This window comes from Bacillus sp. FSL K6-6540 (assembly GCF_038007545.1).
In genome coordinates, this window is sequence record NZ_JBBOXH010000001.1 from 880,554 (window position 1) to 899,862 (window position 19,309).

Below are 19,309 nucleotides of genomic sequence, written 5' to 3' on the forward strand. Positions count from 1 at the left end.
ATATTAGATTATATAAATGATAACTGATGAGTTATGTATCAAAGAAAGTTGGAATGAGATGGAACTGTTGCAATTAAAATATTTTCAGACTGCTGCCCGAATGCAGCACATGACGAAAGCAGCCCATAGCCTTCATATATCGCAGCCGGCATTAAGCAAAATGATCGCATCGCTAGAAACCGAGCTGGGAACCAAGCTGTTCGAGCGGGAACGCAAATCCATACGTCTGAACGAGCATGGCAAGCTGTTTCTCCATCAAGTGGATATTGCGCTGCAGGCGCTGGAGGACGGAAAGCTGCAGCTGCAGGATGCCAGCGGCAGCACCTCCGCCGCCATCACGCTCGATGTGCGCGTCTCCTCGCATTTGCTGCCGGATCTATTGGCTGATTTTCGCAAAGAATGCCCGAATGCCGAGTTCCAATTGCAGCAGCATGTTTTGTCATCCGTAGGGATGCCGAGCTTCGATTTATGCCTGTCCGATGGCGCAGAGCCGCCGAAGGGAACGACCTCGGTGTGCTTGCTCGAAGAGGAGATCGTGGTTGCGGTACCCGCCGACCATCCGCTTGCGGATCGAGATCGGGTCAGCTTGCGGGAGCTTAAGGAAGAGAGCTTCATTACGCTGCCTCCGGGCAAATCGCTGCGCGAAACGACCGATGCGTTCTGCCGTCTTGCCGGCTTTACCCCCCGCATCCGATTCGAAAGCGACGACCCCGCCACCGTCCGCGGTCTCATTCGAGCGGGTCAGGGCGTCGCCTTCCTGCCGGTCGTGACATGGGGCGGATCAACCGGGCCCGATGTCGTCCAGCTGAGGCTCGAAGAAAGCTGGTGCAAGCGCTCGATTTCCTTGTCTTGGCCCAAGGACCGATACCTTATGCAGACGGCGGTGCTGTTCCGGGATTTTGCCATTCGGTACTTTGCTCGGCTGGCCGAATCGCACCGGCAGAACATGGCTCGGGGAGGGCTCTAGCCTGTACCGACCTGACCGTCCCCGGCGTGAGATTTTAGTGAATTCGAAAGCGAAAAGGAGCGTCACAAGAAGTGGAAACCAAACAGCCTCCCAGGCTAACCAATGAGGATTACCGATTGCAGCCTCGCGCGCCTGTTCAAGTATTTCACGGCATTCATCCGGGGACGATTCCGCTGCATTGGCATGAATTTTACGAGCTGAGTTATGTAGTTGGGGGAGAAGGGGAGCATAGGCTCAACGGCTCCGCGTATCCGCTGTCTTCCGGAACCCTCTTCCTGCTGACGCCGGCCGACTTCCATGAGCTGGTGTCCGTGGAAGACAAGCCTCTTGAAATATACAATGTCATTTTTACCGAGGCCATGATGGACGATAACCTGTATCACTGGTTGTTCGGAGGCAAGCTGGTGCTGCATGCACAGCTCGAGGAGATGCAGCACCGGCAGATATTCGCCGATTATGAACGGATGAGGGAAGAAACCGGAGCTTCGCGCGAAGGCAGCGAGATCGCGATTCGGGCTACGCTTCAGCGGCTGTTGGTGGATCTGAATCGGGGCAGTACCGCAAACTGCGCTTTGCCCACGAACGGGACCGGGAATCGGCAGCTCAACGTAAACCTGCAAAGGGCCTTGATCTACATTCACCACCACTTCCGGGAAGATTTGAGATTGGAAGATGCGGCCGCACAGGCCCAATACTCGGCTACGTATTTCAGCGAGTGTTTCTCGAAGTCCGTGGGACAGTCTTTTCAGCGTTACCTGCAAAATGTCAGAATGCAATTTGCCGAATCGCTGCTTCGGGTTTCCTCGCTGCCCGTCACCGAAATTTGTTACGCCTCCGGCTTCAATACGTTAGGGCATTTTGAGAGGGTGTTTCGTCAGCGAAAAGGGATGTCCCCCAGGCAGTACCGCCATCATGCAGGGATAGCCGAAGATATGCAGTATTTTTCCTAACGAATGCGCAGTATGGCTGTCACCGTCCGGGATATAATGGCCTCAGTTCGTGAAATCCTTACTTGACTGGAGGTTATGATGATGACAACGCAAGCGCTTTCGAAGCAGGAAGTTGAGTTTTATAAAGAGAACGGGTATTACCTATACCGGAAACCGCTCTTTAGCGCCGAAAAAATGCAGGTACTGACCTCAATCTTTGAAGAACAGCTCGAGGAGAAGGGCAGCAAGCTATCGGACGAACTGGATACCCCGCATTTCCGTGACGAAAGGCTGCTGGATTTCCTATTGGCCGATGAAGTGCTTGATCTGGTCGAACCGATCATCGGGCCGAATATCGGGCTGTGGTCGAGCCATTTTATCTGCAAAGATCCGCATGTCGGACGCGCTACGCCTTGGCATGAGGATTCGGCGTACTGGAACGGAAGATTAAGCAGCTTCGATAAGATTATCACCGTATGGCTGGCGATCGACCGCAGCTGGAAGGAAAATGGATGCATGCGCGTCATTCCGGGCACGCATCATAGCGGGTTCTCGGACTATGAGGAGGTGGACGGGACAAAGAATTTGTTCGACACCCAAATCAAGAGCGGCTCGGTTGATGAGTCTAGGGCAGTTTATTTCGAACTAGAGCCAGGGGAATGCTCGCTTCACGATTCGCGCATCATTCATGGCGCGGCGCCGAATACAAGCCCGTACCGGCGCTGCGGGTACACCATGCGGTATTTCTCGACGGACGCGCTGGTTTATCCGGATAAGAATCCCGGTTTTAAGGTGTGGCTGGCCCGCGGAAAGAACATCGCCGGAACGAAATTCGTCAACGAATAACCCGGATGGGAATAAAGGAGCGTGCATGAATTGAGCATTCAGCTGTATAAGGCCCTGTGGGGCATGGAGGGAAGCTGCAGGGACCAATTGACGAGGGCTGCACAGGCCGGTTACGCGGGAATTGAAGCTCCGCTGCCGCCGGCGAATCTGGAAGCCGAATTTAAGGAGTTGCTGGAGGAATTTCAGCTTCATTACATTGCCCAGGTGACTACATCCGTGCCCCATCAAGAAACCTTTGCCGAGCAGACGCGCCGGGCCGCAGCCTTCGGCCCGAAGCTGATCGTGTCCCATAGCGCCCGGGATGGCATGAAGATCGAGGAGCAATTGCGTTTTTTCGAGGCAGCGCTGAAGATCGAGCAGGAGGTCGGCATCACCATCGGGCACGAAACCCACCGGTCGCGGGCGATGTTCACGCCGTGGACGACGCGCACCTTGCTGGAGGAGTTCCCGGAGCTGAGCATTACGGCCGATTTCAGCCACTGGTGCTGCGTGACCGAGTCCTTGCTGGAGGACTATGCGGAAGACATGGAAGCCGCCATACGCCGGACCGTCCATATTCACGCGCGCGTAGGCTACGCTCAGGGCCCCCAGGTTCCCCATCCCGGGGCGCCTGAATACAGCCGGGAGCTGACAGTCTTTGAAGCCTGGTGGTCACGCATTGTCCAATACCGAAGAGAGCAAGGGTTCAGTCACACCAGCATAACGCCTGAATTTGGCCCGGCCGGGTACATGCACACCCTCCCTTTCACAGGGGCTCCCGTCGCGGATCTCTGGGACGTAAACGAGTGGATGGCCAAACGCATTTCGGAACGATTGGCGCCATAATAAAGATACGAGAACAAGCCGGACCATATGAAGGTTCCGGCTTGTTATTCGTTTCTTTGGGAAAGCCATCCCTGTCGAATCACTCATACACCCGCAGCCAGCCATCCAAGCATGCCCCGGACCACGCACCAGGTCCTCAGGGAGGGACCCGCGCACACGATTACAAAAGAACCATATTGGGATGCTGTTGGAGCCGTCTGAGTCTTCCCGCCTCACCGTACCGCGTTAGAATAAAACGATGCCGGCAGCCCCTGCCATAAGGAGAATCAGCAACGGGTGGAGTTTGTATTTGAGCAGGAGAAATAAACAAGCTCCGCAAATCAGCAGCGTGGGAATGAGTCCTCTTAAAGCCCCGTCGCCCTCATCGGGATAACCAAAATGAATGGCCGCATAGACGATGAGTCCGGTCGTAACCGGACGCAAGCCGTATAACGAAGATTTCACCCATGGATTCCCCCGCATGCGGTAGAAGAAGGCAGAGAGCATCACGATGACGACCAGCGACGGCAGGATGATGCCGACGGTCGAGACGACGGCCCCGGCATAGCCGGCGGTCTGATAGCCGATCAGCGTGGCGGCATTGGTGGCGATCGACCCGGGCGCCATGCCGGCCAGTGCCACGGTCTGCTGGAATTCCGCTGCGGTCAGCAGCCCTTTTTCCGTGATCTCCTTCTGAATGACCGGGATCACCGCATATCCGCCGCCAAAAGACACAAGGCCTACGCCAATGAATATCATGAACAAGTCCCAATACATTTCCTTCGCCCCGATTCGTTTCGCTCAAATGTAATATTCCAATTCCGGGCAGCTATCGGCCGCAGCCTTCTTCTCGGTATCCGCTCGCAGTCCCAGCCGTATTTTGATCTGGATGACGGCCATGCCGCCGAGCAGGCTAAGCGCAATCAGATAGAGGGGATGGACCCCGGTGAACAGCATCACGATTACGGTGGCAAGGGCGGTGATCGTTGTGGTGGCATCAAAGACGGCATATCTAGCCATCCGGTAAGCAGCCACGGCGATCAGCGCGATGATGGCCCCGTGCATACCCTTTAAAGCGGCTTCAACCTTAGGCTGATCCCGAAAAAACACCGCGGCCGTGCTGATCAGGAGCACGATGATAAATGTGGGGCATGTCACGCCCAGCACGGCCGAAACAGCCCCGGCCATGCCGGCTTGGCGGTGCCCGATCATGGCGGCGGCATTCACGCCGACGCCGCCGGGAGCGGAACCGGCAAGCGAGATCAGCTCGCCGATTTCCTCTTCGTTCACCCATTTTTTCTTGCTCACCACTTCGCGCTCAATCATAGGAAGCATTGCGTAACCGCCTCCGAAGGTGGAAGGCCCGATGCGAAAGAAGGTCCAAAACAGCCGGGCCAGCAGCATAAACCGTTCCTTCGCGCGGCTCATGTACGCGTTTAGCTTTTCCATTAGGCGTGGTGGATTCTCGGCATCGGCATCGGCTCCTTGCCAAGCTCGGCCCAGATATATTTAAGCAGCAGCTCCGCCTTCAGCTGCTCATATCCTGGTTCGTCCCACAAATTGTGCAGTTCTCCGGGATCTGCTTCAAGGTCAAACAGCTCGCCGTAGGTCTGATTGTAATAAACGGTGATTTTATAACGCTGCTCGATGTACGTTTTTTGATGAATCGTTGAAGGCTCATGCCGGAATTCGCAGAGGGCGTGCTGCCTTGCGGTATCGACAGCCCCGAGCCACACGTCCTTTTGGTCGATGCCCGTCATCGCGTGCGGGACCGGTATGCCGCAGAAGGATAGGAAGGTCGGGGCCAGATCGACCAGAGACTGTATCGCATTCGACCTTTTCCCGGCGGGCACCCGTCCCGGATAACGCACAATGTACGGAAGCTTGATCAAATCCTCGTAATGGAACCCGCCCTTGGCTTGAAGGCCGTGCTGGCCGAAGAAATGTCCGTGATCGGTGGTGAAGACAACGATCGTATCCTCCGTCAGTCCCAGTTCGTCCAGTCTATCGAGTATTTTGCCGATATATTTATCCATCATGCTGATCATGCCGTAATACACGGCGACCAGCTTTTTCTTGTCGTATTCCGTTAGCCTGGATTTCGAGCCGTATTCGTAATAGTGATGGGAACGGTAACCGTGAATGCCGAACCCGGTCTCAGCGAGATGCGAAAAATCGGGCTCCTCTTCCTGCGTCAATCCGAAATGCGGCGGATTGCGGTCATGCTCTCCGGGCGTCAGGGACGGGATCGTGAGTTTCTCCGGATCATACATCGAATCCCAAGGCTCCGGCACCAAATATTCCGGGTGCGGGTCGAAGAAGCTTGCCCACAAAAAGAATGGCTCCTCCGCCTTCTTGTATTGGTCCAAAAGCGAATGGGTCCGCTCGGCGATCCAGGTATTGTAGTGGTATTTTTCCGGGATGGGCCATGTGTAGGTTTGGGTAGGATCCATGGTTCCCGTAGGCGGCAGGAAGTAATCGCGCCAATTGGCGCATCCTTGCTCCTCCAGCCATAGGGCATAATGTTGTCCGACATGGGCCTCGTTCGTATGGTTGCGCGCCAGCTCGACGTGATCGAAGCCGTAAAAAGGACCGTGAAAATTTCGCCAATACGCCAAATCCTGAAGGATCGGGTAAGCTTCGACGGACGGGTAGTCTTCCGTGGATGTTAACGGCTGAAAATGTGCCTTTCCCACCAGCGCGGTCCGGTATCCGGCTTCTTGGAAGCTTTCGCCGACGGTATGGCGGTCTTCCAGCAGCTTTGTCCCCAAGGTCCAGGCTCCGTGCTGACTCGGGTACTGCCCCGTAATGATGGAAGCCCGGCTCGGCGTGCAGGTCGGATTGGGACAGTATGCCCGTTCGAACGTCGTCCCTTGGCGCGCGAGGCGGTCCAGGTTCGGCGTAGAGATTTCAGGCTGAAACGCGCCGATCGTATTCCAATGCTGCTGATCGCTAGTGATTAGCAAAATGTTAGGTCTTCTCGACAAGTGTAATCCCCTCCTAGTATGATGATATTGAAAAATAGGGGTTATCAAAATAGCACCGTGTTATATTTTTGTTGTCATTTTGTTATTCTTGATGAAAAAATGAAGGGAAGAGGGGAAGTCGAGTTGCAGGAGTACGAATACGAGTATGCCGAGTTTATCTACTATACGCCGGGATATTTGGATAAAGAGGCACAGATCTGGCCCGTCCGGGCGGGGCGAAGTTTAGCCAAGCCCAATTACAGGGTCGGGCCGAAACGGATCGAGTGTTACAGTCTGCACTTCGTGCATGAGGGAACGGTGCGGCTGGAGTTCGACGGCAAACGAGTGGATCTGCAGAAGAATGATCTGTTCTGCCTGTTTCCGGGCCGGACTTATTACTATCACCTGCTTCCCTCGGATGCACCGCTCCGGATGAGCTGGCTGGCCTTGGACGGAAGCAGGGTAAGGCCGCTGCTCGAGCTGGCCGGCTTAGTGCCGGAAAGCCCGTTCGGCAGACAAATGATCTCCTCCCGGGTCGAAAAGTCCGCCGAATGCGTGATTGATGCCTTGGCCGGCGTCGAGCGCTGGAAGCCGTCGGTATCGCTCGAGCTGCACGGTTTGGTTTATGGTCTGCTCGCCGGCATGGTTCCCGACGCGGCTTCCGCAGAGCCGACGGAGCTTGCGGGATGGATTAACGAGTGTTTGGATTACATGGAATTGCATGCTACCGAGGGGATATCCGTGCAGCAGGTTGCCGAATTCGCGGGCGTGCACCGCTCGTACTTCTCCAATATGTTCACGAGCCAGGTAGGAATGCCCCCGCTGAAATACCTTCAGCGCATCCGAATGGACAAGGCCAAACGGTTACTAACGGAAACGGACGCGACGATTACCGAGATTGCCCTGTCCCTGGGTTATCCCAATTTGTATTCATTCACCCGGGCGTTCAAGATTTATTTCAAGGTGCCTCCCATAACGATGCGTGAAAATCCATGCTGATTTCAGGAAGCGTTATGTACTATTGAAAACGGTTACCGATCCGGTTCCACGGAACCGAAAAAAGGAGACACTCGCCATGAAGCTCTCTACGATTCAAAGATGGCTATCGCCCAGACGAAGCATTCAAGGGAAAATATTCATTGCGTTCAGTGCGGTGACGCTCCTGTCCATCGTCTCCATTACGGTCATCGTGTATATGAGCATGCGCGAGACGATCATGCAAAATGCCGTCACCTCGGTTTCGGACAGCATCCGGCAGGCGGATGAATCGCTGAATATGATGCTGGAGGAAATCGACCGGCTGAACACCGTCGTGGTGACCAACAAAAACACGGTGATCGACACGCTGCTGAGCCCCCATGAAGAGATTAGTTATGAATGGTTTCTGGAACAGAAGCGGATCGACGAGTTTCTCTCCGTCCTGATCGATTACAAGCCCTATATTTCGCGGATTGCAGTGGTCGGTTTGAACGGGAAGGTGTATTTCTCGGGCGGTCCGTGGCTGGACAAGACGGTCTTGGGCAGCCCCATGATGGATTACATGCTCCACAACGGATCGCGCCATGCGTATTTCAAGCAGTCGGGCGTATCGGATGCCATCACGATCGGCCGTGAGATTCGATATAACCGCGAAACGATCGGAGTGGTCATGGTGGATTTGAATTATGATTTTATCCAAAAAACATACGGCGTGAAGCCGACCACCGACAGCATGATTTATGTGCTGGACAAGCAGGGCGGTTTCGTCTATGAAGCCGAATCGGCGCCAGCCTTTGCCCCTTCGTTCGATAAGATTCTCCGCATCCATCAGGACCTTGCAGGAAATGGGGATGCCATCAAGCAAAGCATAGACGGCAGAGATTATATCGTCGTGAGCCGTCAATCCGGGTATACGGGATGGAGCACCCTGGCTCTGATACCAATGGACTCGCTGCTGAGCGAATCGGCAAGGCTCCGCAAACTGTTGGCGGAGGTATCCATCATCGTGTTTATCGTTGTCCTGATCGCTTCGCTGCAGGTATCTTCCCGAATCACCCTCAACATCCGGCGATTGAAATCCCTGATGATGTTCGTGAAGGAAGGGAATCTGACGTTCCCCAAAAAGGAAATCAAAAGCGAGGACGAGACCGGACAGCTGTACCGTGTCTTCATCAGCATGGTGGAGGATTTGAAGCGGCTGCTGGAAGGGATCCGGGTCAGCGAGAAAGAGAAGCGGGAGGCCGAATTAACGGCGCTTCAGGCGCAGATTCATCCTCACTTTTTATACAATTCGCTGAATACCATCAAGTATTTGGCCAAGATGAACGGCGTGCCGAATATCGAAGAGGTGTCCGGATCGTTGATCGAGCTCATGCGCGGCGTTTTGGGCAATTCGAGCGAATTTTTGACGGTGCGGGAGGAACTGGATTATGTGGAACGCTATATCTCCATCGTGAAGTACAGGTATATGGAGCCGATCCGGATGGTCACCCAGGTGGAGGACGAAACTTTGCTGGAATGCCGGGTCCTGAAGCTGATGCTGCAGCCCCTTGTGGAAAATGCCATCATTCATGGCATCGGACCGCTGGAGCAGGAGGGACTCGTGCTGATACGCGTATGTGAAGAGGGCAGCGACCTCAAGATTGAAGTGATCGACAATGGCAAGGGGATGACGGCGGGGCAGCAGGCGCAGCTTCTGGGGGAGACGGGCAAGAACGGAAATACATCCCGTTTCAGCGGCATGGGGGTACGCAATGTGCATGAGCGGATCGTTCACATGTACGGGGATGGCTACGGCGTCAAATTGTACAGTGAGCCGGGTTTATATACGAAGGCCGAGATCCGGCTTCCGAACATAGTGGAGAATAAGATAAATCCCGACAAGAGGTGATATAAAGCCATGTTTCAAGTGCTGCTTGTTGACGACGAACCGCTGGTGCGGCATGATCTGCGAACGCTATTGGACTGGAATGAGCACGGATTCGAATTATGCGGCCAAGCCCATAACGGTATCATGGCGCTCGCGATGATCGAGCAGTCTCCTCCGCATATCGCGATTATTGACGTGAATATGCCGGAAATGAACGGCGTGGAGCTCAATCGGGCGATTAAGGCGCGGTTTCCGTCCATTCAGACGATCATGCTCAGCAGCTTTGATGATTATGACTACGTGCGGGAGTGCCTGAAGAACGGCTCCATCGATTATTTATTGAAGCATCGGCTGGACGGTGCGACGCTTGCTGCCTTGCTTAACAAAGCGGTCCTTGAATTGCGCCGGGCGGATCGGCTGCTGGAAGAGAGCGAGGCCCGCAAGGTTAAGACCGAGCGGATAAATCCCGTGCACATTCGCGACTACATCGCGCATCTGGTCAGGGGACGGAAGGAGGCAACCCTGGAGGTTGAGGCATTTTCGCGAGAAAACAGCCTGTACACCGGTGCGTCAAGCTATGCGGCCGCGGCCCTGCAGATTGTTCCGTTCCTGCTGCTGACGGAGTCATACAGCGACGTGCAGACGAATCGGCTGGTTCAGCAGGTGGTCGATATGATGCAGCAGAGCCTTGGCGATATCCGTGAGCGGACGGCAGCTTATGTGGAGGATGGACGGTTCATGATCGTCTTTGCGTTTAAGGAACGGAGCGAGCATGCCATAAAGAGCGAAATCGACGGACAGATGAGGAAGCTTCAGCATGCGCTTGAGCTGTTCCTCAATTTAAAATGCGTAAGCGCCGTCGGACATGTGTGCACCAGCCTGACCCAACTCGGAACAAGCTACGGCTCCGCCGAACGGTTACTCGATGCTTCCCGCTCGGAGCCGTCCGGCAGCAGCGCGGCCCCCAGGATGCCGGGCCGGGCCGGCGGGCTTGCCGATGAATACCACCAGCGCGTGTCTCTAACGATCGAGGAACACAAACAGCTGCTGCTTTCGATTGAACGACTGGACATCGAAGGCGTGCACGGTTTAATCGACTCTGTTTTTGCTTCCATCCACCATCTGCCGATCCATTCGCATACGGTCCAGATGATGGTCAGCGAGCTCATGCAAACCGGGGACAAGGCACTGAAAACCTGGCTGCCAGGGACGGAAGACGCCAAGGAAAAGCTCCCTTCCCGAAGCGAGCTCGGAAGGATCGGCAGCGTCGGGGAGCTGGTGCAGTGGCTGCAATCCTTCTATGCAGGCTTGCTCGGACTGCTGAAGCAGCACCGGGCTGGAGGGCCATATTCCCGACATGTCACGCAGGCCATACACTTTATTCTGGAGCGGTACCCGGGTTACGTGACGCTGGAGCTTGCCGCGGGCGCCATCGGCCTGAACTCCTCCTATTTGAGCCGAATATTCAAGGAAGAGACGCAGCGGACGTTCTCGGAGTATCTGAATCGGGTTCGGATCGATGCGGGGCGCAAGCTGCTGGAAAGCGGCAAATACTCGATCAAGGAAATCAGCGGACAAGTGGGGTTTACGACCCATAATTATTTTTTCAAAGTATTCAAGGAAATGACGGGCCTGACCCCGCAGGAGTATTTGAACCGCCTGGGAAGAGGATAAGGATAAAACCAAGTATTCGGATCGGCAGGGAAACGAACTCGAAAGCCGCCTTGTTATAAACCGTAAAATATGTGGAGTAAATGGTCAAATTTTTGTAACGGGCCGTCAAGGCGGCTGAATTATAATAATCACACACACCAACGGTAAACGCTTACAAATAAGGTTGGTGAATAAGAAAATATGGGGGTAGCTGATATATGCGTAGACGCTGGGGAAGAAACACGGTCATCTTCATGATCGTTTCCAGCTTGATGCTGGCCGGATGCAGTTCCGATGGAGGATCGAAGAAGGAAGCCGCACCCGAAGGTGCGGAGAATGTCGTACATACCACGGGGTTTCCGATCGTGGATCAAGCGGTGGAACTGAAAATGTTCACCCGGATTGCACCCGTGAACGGTCCGTTCAAGGAGATGCCGGTATTCCAGGATTACGAGAAATTGAGCAACGTCAAGGTGGAATTCATCGAAGCGCCAACGGACGGCTTCCAGGAGAAGAAAAACCTGCTGTTCGCTTCCAACGAGCTGCCTGACGCCTTGTTCCGTTCCGGGCTCTCGCCGCTTGAAGCCGTTCGCTACGGATCGGCAGGCCAATTGATTCCGCTGGAAGGCCTTATCGACGAATACGCGCCGAATCTGAAGAAATTGATGGAGGAATATCCCGAAATCCGTTCGGGCATCACGACGCCGGAGGGGCACATCTATGCGATTCCCGGCATTGTGACGCTGGGCGCGGCGCGTACGGATAAGAAATGGATCAACCAGATGTGGCTGGAGAAGCTGAATCTGAAGGTGCCGGAGACGACGGACGAACTGTATGAGGTGCTGCTGGCCTTCCGCGACGGAGACCCGAACGGCAACGGGAAGCAGGATGAGCTTCCGATGACGGCACGTGTCGGATTGTCGATTGTGGCCGCGATGAGCGGATCATTCGGACTGGATACGCAGCTCGGGTATAACATCAATATCGAAAATGACAAAGTGAGCATCTGGATGGGCAGCGACAAAAATAAAGAAATGTTGATGTATTTAAACAAGCTATACAAGGAAAAGCTTTTGGACCCTGAGATATTCTCGCACACGGAAGCTCAGTATTTGGCCAAGCAAGGGTCGGGAAATACGGGATTCTTCTTTGACCAGACCAACAATAACTTCTTGTCGATCCAGGATCAGTATACCGGAATCGCGCCGCCGGCAGGCCCGAACGGAGACCGGATGCAAAGCCAGGCCTTGCCGATTGCGCGGGACTTTGGAGCCTTTGCCATTACGTCCATCAACAAGTACCCGGAAGTCACGATGCGCTGGATCGATTATTTTTACAGCGATGAAGGATCTACTCTTCTGCGGTTCGGCAGAGAAGGAGAGCATTACGAACTCAAGGATGGGATCCCGTACTATACAGAGGATTTCCTGAAGGATATTACCAATCAGGCCAAAATCACGCCTTATGCGGGAGGAGGGGCCCCTCACATCATCAGCGAACAGGTTGCTTCGTTCATCAACCCGCCGCAGGTGCAGGAGGCGCAGCAGCAGCTGGATCCGTTCATGCCGAAGGTTCGTTACGCCGCCCCGATGTTTGACGAGCAAACCGCGCAGCAGGTCAACATTCTGCGCAACGACATCGACAAATACTACGAAGAGCAAAGCACGAAATTCATTGCGGGCGCGCTTAGCTTCGACAAGTGGGGAGAATTCCAATCCACGCTCCAAAAGATGAAGATCGGCGAACTGGAGAAATTGTATCAGGATGCTTATGACAAGATGGAGAAATAAAGCTGCCACATCATCGTGAAGGAGTGGATGCCCATGAAGAGCGCCAACGCCGATAAAGCGATGGTTCTGCCTCGAAGCGATTCGAGGCGGGGCCCCCGCCTCTTAAAGCAAATGGCCAAGCGGTATGATCTGTATCTCATGCTGCTACTGCCCATCGTCTGGTATTTGGTGTTTCACTACGGTCCGTTGTACGGGCTGCAGATTGCCTTTAAAAATTTCAATCCGGCCAAAGGCATTCTCGGCAGCAGCTGGGAGGGCTTCGGACACTTCGAACGCTTCTTCGACTCGTATTATTTCTGGCGGCTGCTGTGGAATACGCTGTCCATCAATTTGTTCTCGCTCTTGATTGCCTTTCCGATTCCGATCCTGCTGGCCTTAATCATCAGCGAAATACGCAGCAAGACCTTCAGCAAATGGCTGCAGAACATTACGTACATACCGCATTTTATATCGGTAGTTGTAATCGTCGGCATCCTGAATGTGTTCCTGTCGCCGACCAGCGGTCCCATCAATCTGTTGATCGAGGCACTCGGCGGCACGCCGATCCGCTTTCTGGAGGAAGCGGGCTGGTTCAAGACCATCTTTATCGGTTCTAACATATGGCAGAGCATGGGGTGGCAGTCCATTATCTACATTGCGGCGCTGAGCGGAGTGAACCCGCAGCTGTACGAGGCGGCGAAGATGGACGGGGCTTCAAGGCTGCGGCGCATTTGGCATATTTCCTTGCCGGGCATCGCGCCAGTCATCATTATTTTGCTTATTTTGGATATCGGCCATTTCATGAACGTGGGCTTCGAGAAAATATTATTGATGCAGAACAACTTGAATCTGGAATCAAGCGACGTCATCTCCACGTTTGTCTACACGACAGGCATTTTAAAAGGGGAATACAGTTACACGGCCGCGATCGGGCTGTTTAATTCCGCCATCAATCTGGTGCTGCTCCTGCTGGTGAACCGCATTGCGCGCAAGACGTCGGAGACGAGCTTATGGTAAAGGGGGGACCGACATGTCCAAACCATCGACAGTAAAGGAAGCCTCGAGTGAACGGCTATTCGACATCCTGATCTACGCGATCGCCGCTATCATTATCGTCATCGTGCTGTATCCGCTGTTGTTTATCGTCAGCGCTTCGTTCAGCGACCCGGCACGGGTATTGAACGGCGAAGTTTGGCTGCTGCCGAAGGGCGTGACGCTGGATGCCTATGAGAATATTTTGCACAACGACAAGATTTGGACGGGATACCGCAATACCATCCTTTACACGACCATCGGCACGGCGATCAATATCATCATGACGATATTGGCGGCCTATCCGCTGTCGAGACCCGATCTTCCCGGACGCAACGGGATCATGGTACTGATCACGCTGACCATGTTCTTCAACGGCGGGCTGATTCCGACTTATCTGTTGGTCAAGGACCTGGGGATGGTCGACACGATGTGGGCGCTGATCATTCCCGGCGCGATCGCCACGTACAATCTGATCGTAATGAGGACGTATTTCCAATCGAGCATTCCCTGGGAGCTGCAGGAGGCGGCCCATATCGACGGGTGCTCCAATTGGAGGCTGCTGTTTAGCATCATCTTGCCCTTATCGAAGCCGATCCTGGCGGTCATGGTGTTGTTTTATGCGGTCGGCCATTGGAATTCGTTCTTTAACGCACTCATATACATCCGAAACGAAGATCTGCACCCGCTTCAGCTGGTGCTGCGCGAAATTTTGCTGATCAGCCAATCGGATGCCGTGGACGGCAGCGTGGGACTGGAAAAAAGCATCCTGCTGGCCGAAAGCATCAAATACGCGGTCATTATCGTATCCAGTTTGCCTGTACTGCTGATGTATCCTTTGGTGCAGCGGCATTTCGTGAAAGGCGTCATGATCGGCTCGATCAAGGGGTAATGCCGGTATGATCGCACGGCTCACCCTAAAATTCCATTGGAGGTTATATTCTTGAATACGAACGCAACGATTACCATTGATTGCAGCCGCAAGAGCGAGCATGAGATTAATCCGTATCTGTTCGGTCATTTTGTGGAGGATATCCGGGACCATATGGAGGCGATGCTCGCGTTTCCGCTGAAGGACATGGATTTTGAGAGCGAGGCAGAAACGATGACGCCGGTATCGGGAAGCTGGCGCGCGTATTCGAACGGACGCAACACCCAGTACGCGATGGAAGCGCCGGCGCCCCGGCATTCGGGAAGAGCCCAGCGCATCCGCATCCTGAGCGATGACGAAGCTTATGCCGGCATAACGCAGAAGGCGGCATTAAAGGGGCCGATGAACTATACGGTCCGGCTTGTCGCCCGCGCCTCCATTGAGCTTCAATACGTGATGGTGGAAGCTGTCGACCGGCGCACGGAAGAGACGCTTGGACGGCTTCGCATGGAGCTTGGCAGCCATAACTGGCAGCACTATGAGGAGCAGCTGTCCATATCGCGCGAATGCACAGATGCCGAGATCCGGGTATATGTTCCGGCTGAGCATCCAAGGTGGATCGATCACGTGTCCACCGGCATGCTCTGGATCGATCACGTCTCTTTGCTGCCCGTCGACAGCATCGCCATGGTCAAACGCGAAGTGGTCGAGATGACTAAAGATTTGAATGCGGGCATGATGAGACTCGCAGGCAATTACATCAGCGCTTACCATTGGGAGCATGGCGTCGGTCCCGTCCTGGAAAGGCCGGTCATGTACAATGAGGCCTGGGGAGGGTGGACCAGCAAATATTTCGGAACGGACGAATTCATCCGTTTTTGCCGAGAGCTGCAGGTGGAGCCCCTGATTTGCGTGAACGACGGATCGGGCACCCCTGAAGAAGCCGCGCAGTGGATCGAATATTGCAACGGGAGCGCGGATACGCCGATGGGGGCTTTACGTGCCCGGAACGGCTTCCCTGAGCCGTATAACGTCAAGTACTGGGAGATCGGCAACGAAGTGTGGGGCCAATGGCAGGTCGGAACTTGCACGGCAGAGCGGTTTGCGGAGCGTACGATATCGTTTGCCAAGGCCATGAAGGAGGCGGACCCCTCCATCGTGCTGCTGGCCTGCGGTCATTACGAGCAGAACTGGAATAAGGCCGTGCTGGACCTGGCCGGCGAGAGCATCGATTATTTGACGCTGCATTTGTATCACGGCTACGGCCCTTTCGGCATGAACCGGGATACGCCGGCGGAGGATCGCTATAAGGCGATTGCCTCTTATCCCGAGTGGACCCGGCACCATGTCCGGCAGACGACGGAGCTGATCCGGTCCCGCCCGGAGCACAGCCACGTCAAGCTGGCGATCACCGAATACAACACGATGTATTATCCGAATACGGTGCGAAAAGGGCTTCCGAACGAGCACACGCTGGGAGCCGCGGTGGCCAATGCCGCCAACCTGAATGAAATGATGCGCTGCAGCGACATGGTGCACATCGGCAGCTTCTCTGACCTGGTAAATGGCTGGCTGGGCGGCTGCATACGCGTCGGGGACTATTATGCGGACCAATACTGCGGCAAGCAGCCCGGCTGGAGCGGGCATCCCCTTACGATCTACGGGACGCCGACCTATGAAGTGCTGAAGCTTTACGCCAATCGGGACGTTCGGCGCGTCCTTCCGGTCCAAGCGGAATGCGGAACCTTCTCCGTGGCTTCGATGAAGGAGACGCCTATGGCGCTTGACGCGCTTCCGGACCTGGACATCGTGGCGGGGACGAATGACGACGGCAGCATCGTCACCGTGTTGATCGTCAATCGAAGCCTGGAAGCGGTTAGGGCCGTGCTGAATTTGAAGGCCTTCAAGGCTTCCGGGGAAACGACCCTTTACGAAATCACCGGCGATTCTTACGATGACATCAACTCCGTTTTCCAGCCGGAACGTATTATGTGCAAGGAAAGCAAGGTTCCTGCAGAGGCGTGGCGCCAAGGCTACGACTTACGGCCTTCATCCGTTTACGCACTGGAATTCAGAGCGCAGGTGTGATGATATGAAGCCGTCCTTTTAAAATGAATGTTTTCGTGCGAAAAAGTCGGACTGCGCTTGCAGTTTCCGGCTTTTTTTGCGCAGGGAACGGTTGCGTTCCGGCCTGAATCCATACAGGAAGATCGTACGAATGGACACGAAATGTTTCATGATTCATCGTTTAACTTATTTATGGGAAGTGTAATTAGAGACTAAATACAAGGATGGGGTGATTAAGATGTCAAACGGAACCGTTGTGAATCAGGAAGCGGTCGAGACCGTGAAGGATATTATCAAGGATATCGAAACGGCGATGTTCTCCACGATATCGGAGGGCGGGATCAATGCCAGACCGATGCAAACGCAGGATATCGAATTCGACGGCGACTTGTGGTTCTTAACAAAGCGGGATACCAGCAAATACGAAGAAATCCTGGCGAATCCCAACGTGAATGTCGCTTATGTGGGCAAATCCTACGTCTCGATCCGAGGCAAGGCCGAAGTCGTGGATGATCTGGAGAAGAAGAAGGCGCTCTGGAATGCGGCGTACGAAAAATTTCTGCAGACGTCCTATGACGATCCCAACATTATTCTGATCAAGGTGGACACGGACACCGCGGAGTATTGGGAAACCGGAAACAAAACGAAAACGGTGAAAGCCTTCTTCAAGAAAATGGTGGGCCAAGAGCCCAAGGGCGACTCGGATATAAACAAAACCGTAGATCTCCATTGATAACGAAATTCGTTCATTAGCAGTGGCAAAACCGCAGGATCCTGCATCACGATCCTGCGGTTTTTTTATATGTTAGCCGAACCCGCATGCGCATATCCTTCAATACGGATCCCGTTTTGGTTATGAATGGATGAGCACCGGATGGGGTGGGCACTTTAATACATAACAGGGCATATTTAGCACCAAGAAGGAATATACCTCATCAAACAAGTGAGAATTATGTGAATTCGTGCTGGAATTCGCCTGCAAACCATAACGTGCAACTGGATGGTTTGATTACCGTCATGATATAATTTTTTCATAAATATGAAAAGTAGATTCCAGGAGAGGAGGTAGTACATTGGGAAGGCGTTATTGCAAATGGATCAAATTGCGGAATTAGGTTGTAATATTCTCTTCTGCGAACTACCTCTTTTTCATGGAAATATCGTATATAGAATGACCTGTTCAGATGCAAAAGCACATGGCCTTTAATTCAATTTGGAGGTGAATCCCTCTGAAGAGGGAAATCATTGGACATTATTACCATCGTTAATTTAATCATACTTGCCATACTGATTGCGTTGACCGCTTTTTTCGTGGCGTCCGAGTTTGCCGTCGTTAAAATCCGCATGTCGCGGATCGATCAATTAATAACGGAAGGAAACAAGAAGGCGGTTGTTGCCAAAAAGGTAGCCGGCGATCTCGATTACTATCTCTCGGCCTGCCAGCTCGGCATTACGGTGACGGCGCTGGGGCTCGGGGCCATCGGCAAGCCGGCCGTTGAGCGTTTCATGTACCCGGTATTTGATTGGTTTGACGTATCGGCTTCAACGGCTTCGATTGCCTCATACGCCATTGCGTTCATTCTCGTGACCTTTTTGCATGTCGTGGTGGGAGAGATGGCGCCCAAGACCTTGGCTATTCAATTCTCGGAAAAGACGACGCTGCTCCTTGCAGCCCCGCTGTATTGGTTCGGCAAGCTGATGTATCCGTTCATTTGGGCGTTGAATGGAGCCTCGCGCGTGCTGCTTCGTGCATTCGGCGTAAAACCTGCGCCGCATGAGCAGGCTTATACGGAGGAGGAACTGCGCATCGTCATGGCGCAGAGCTTTCAGGGCGGCGAGATCAATGGGACCAAGCTGGCTTACATGGAAAACGTGTTTTCGTTTGATGAGCGCGTGGCCAAAGACATTATGGTACCGAGAACGGATCTGATCACCCTGGATAAAAGCATGGAATACCCGGACATCGTCCGTATCCTGGATGAGAACAACTATACGCGGTACCCTGTCATCGAGGACGGCAGCAAGGATCGGGTGGTTGGCGTCGTCAACGTCAAGAAGATGCTGCCCCATATCGTGGCCGGACGAGACCGCAAGCTGGAAGAATTCGTTCGGGACCTCCCGGTCGTGCTTGAAATTACGCCGATCCAGGATGCCATGCTGAAGATGCAGCAGGAGCAGATGCATATGGCTTTGGTGATTGATGAATACGGCGGTACGGCGGGGATCCTGACCCTGGAGGATATTTTGGAAGAGATCGTAGGGGAAATTCGCGACGAATTCGATGAAGATGAAGTAGCGGATATCCGGAAGATCGGGGAACGCGAATATCTGATAAGCGGACGGGTTCTCTTGGAGGAGCTTGAGAAGCGCTTCGGCTTGGTATTCGAGGATAACGAGGAGATGGATACGATCGGCGGCTGGATACAGTACCAGAAAGGCACGACGGCTCAGGACGGCGATGAGATCCAGCATGGCGAGCATATATGGGCCGTAGCGGAAACGGATAATTTTCAGATCAAACACGTCATTCTCAGACACGGATGATCTAGGGCATGGC

At 53.9% G+C, this 19,309-nt stretch carries 16 protein-coding genes; 13 read left to right on the forward strand and 3 right to left on the reverse strand.

Going from position 1 to position 19,309, the window contains the following annotated elements; all coding sequences use genetic code 11:
• Positions 1 to 58: 58 nt before the first annotated feature.
• The 4 genes from MHH82_RS03855 (at position 59) to MHH82_RS03870 (ending at position 3,567) form a co-directional block, all read left to right on the forward strand.
• On the forward strand, positions 59 to 967 hold the full coding sequence (locus tag MHH82_RS03855; RefSeq protein WP_012818924.1) for a LysR family transcriptional regulator: 909 nt from the start codon (positions 59 to 61) through the stop codon (positions 965 to 967).
• A gap of 71 nt (positions 968 to 1,038) precedes the next feature.
• A complete protein-coding gene (locus MHH82_RS03860) occupies positions 1,039 to 1,917 on the forward strand; it encodes an AraC family transcriptional regulator (protein ID WP_012818925.1) in 879 nt (292 codons plus the stop codon).
• Positions 1,918 to 1,995: 78 nt separating this feature from the next.
• Positions 1,996 to 2,742 carry a phytanoyl-CoA dioxygenase family protein gene (locus MHH82_RS03865; protein WP_012818926.1) on the forward strand — a complete coding sequence of 249 codons (747 nt, stop codon included), beginning with the start codon at positions 1,996 to 1,998 and terminating at the stop codon, positions 2,740 to 2,742.
• Positions 2,743 to 2,763: 21 nt separating this feature from the next.
• On the forward strand, positions 2,764 to 3,567 hold the full coding sequence (locus tag MHH82_RS03870) for a sugar phosphate isomerase/epimerase family protein (protein ID WP_260871498.1): 804 nt from the start codon (positions 2,764 to 2,766) through the stop codon (positions 3,565 to 3,567).
• Between the two features lie 225 nt (positions 3,568 to 3,792).
• Here MHH82_RS03870 and MHH82_RS03875 read toward each other — a convergent pair whose 3' ends face one another.
• The 3 genes from MHH82_RS03875 to MHH82_RS03885 are packed head-to-tail and all read right to left on the reverse strand — an operon-like array spanning position 3,793 to position 6,533.
• The gene (locus MHH82_RS03875; protein ID WP_012818928.1) at positions 3,793 to 4,323 is read right to left on the reverse strand and encodes a chromate transporter; all 531 of its coding nucleotides are present in this window, start codon (positions 4,321 to 4,323) and stop codon (positions 3,793 to 3,795) included.
• Between the two features lie 24 nt (positions 4,324 to 4,347).
• The gene (locus MHH82_RS03880; RefSeq protein WP_051425398.1) at positions 4,348 to 4,995 is read right to left on the reverse strand and encodes a chromate transporter; all 648 of its coding nucleotides are present in this window, start codon (positions 4,993 to 4,995) and stop codon (positions 4,348 to 4,350) included.
• Positions 4,995 to 6,533: a sulfatase family protein gene (locus MHH82_RS03885; protein WP_251501633.1), complete on the reverse strand. Its 1,539-nt coding sequence runs from the start codon at positions 6,531 to 6,533 to the stop codon at positions 4,995 to 4,997. Before MHH82_RS03885 ends, MHH82_RS03880 begins: the two co-directional genes overlap by 1 nt.
• A 123-nt stretch (positions 6,534 to 6,656) precedes the next feature.
• Between MHH82_RS03885 and MHH82_RS03890 the strand changes: the two genes are divergently transcribed.
• From MHH82_RS03890 to MHH82_RS03930, 9 genes are all read left to right on the forward strand, one after another.
• A complete protein-coding gene (locus MHH82_RS03890; RefSeq protein ID WP_012818931.1) occupies positions 6,657 to 7,511 on the forward strand; it encodes an AraC family transcriptional regulator in 855 nt (284 codons plus the stop codon).
• 76 nt (positions 7,512 to 7,587) lie between these two features.
• A complete protein-coding gene (locus MHH82_RS03895) occupies positions 7,588 to 9,381 on the forward strand; it encodes a sensor histidine kinase (RefSeq protein ID WP_251501635.1) in 1,794 nt (597 codons plus the stop codon).
• A gap of 9 nt (positions 9,382 to 9,390) precedes the next feature.
• The gene (locus MHH82_RS03900; protein ID WP_012818933.1) at positions 9,391 to 11,034 is read left to right on the forward strand and encodes a response regulator; all 1,644 of its coding nucleotides are present in this window, start codon (positions 9,391 to 9,393) and stop codon (positions 11,032 to 11,034) included.
• 197 nt (positions 11,035 to 11,231) lie between these two features.
• Positions 11,232 to 12,803 carry an extracellular solute-binding protein gene (locus MHH82_RS03905; protein WP_192569787.1) on the forward strand — a complete coding sequence of 524 codons (1,572 nt, stop codon included), beginning with the start codon at positions 11,232 to 11,234 and terminating at the stop codon, positions 12,801 to 12,803.
• Between the two features lie 33 nt (positions 12,804 to 12,836).
• Positions 12,837 to 13,799 (forward strand): ABC transporter permease, encoded by a 963-nt coding sequence (locus MHH82_RS03910; protein WP_036664499.1) that lies wholly within the window; start codon positions 12,837 to 12,839, stop codon positions 13,797 to 13,799.
• Positions 13,800 to 13,812: 13 nt separating this feature from the next.
• Positions 13,813 to 14,706 (forward strand): carbohydrate ABC transporter permease, encoded by an 894-nt coding sequence (locus tag MHH82_RS03915; RefSeq protein ID WP_012818936.1) that lies wholly within the window; start codon positions 13,813 to 13,815, stop codon positions 14,704 to 14,706.
• 51 nt (positions 14,707 to 14,757) lie between these two features.
• On the forward strand, positions 14,758 to 16,773 hold the full coding sequence (locus tag MHH82_RS03920; protein WP_036664495.1) for an alpha-L-arabinofuranosidase C-terminal domain-containing protein: 2,016 nt from the start codon (positions 14,758 to 14,760) through the stop codon (positions 16,771 to 16,773).
• Between the two features lie 217 nt (positions 16,774 to 16,990).
• Positions 16,991 to 17,485 (forward strand): pyridoxamine 5'-phosphate oxidase family protein, encoded by a 495-nt coding sequence (locus MHH82_RS03925; protein WP_012818938.1) that lies wholly within the window; start codon positions 16,991 to 16,993, stop codon positions 17,483 to 17,485.
• Between the two features lie 512 nt (positions 17,486 to 17,997).
• Entirely contained in the window at positions 17,998 to 19,296 is a 1,299-nt protein-coding gene (locus MHH82_RS03930; protein WP_012818939.1) for a hemolysin family protein, read from the forward strand.
• Positions 19,297 to 19,309 lie beyond the last annotated feature (13 nt).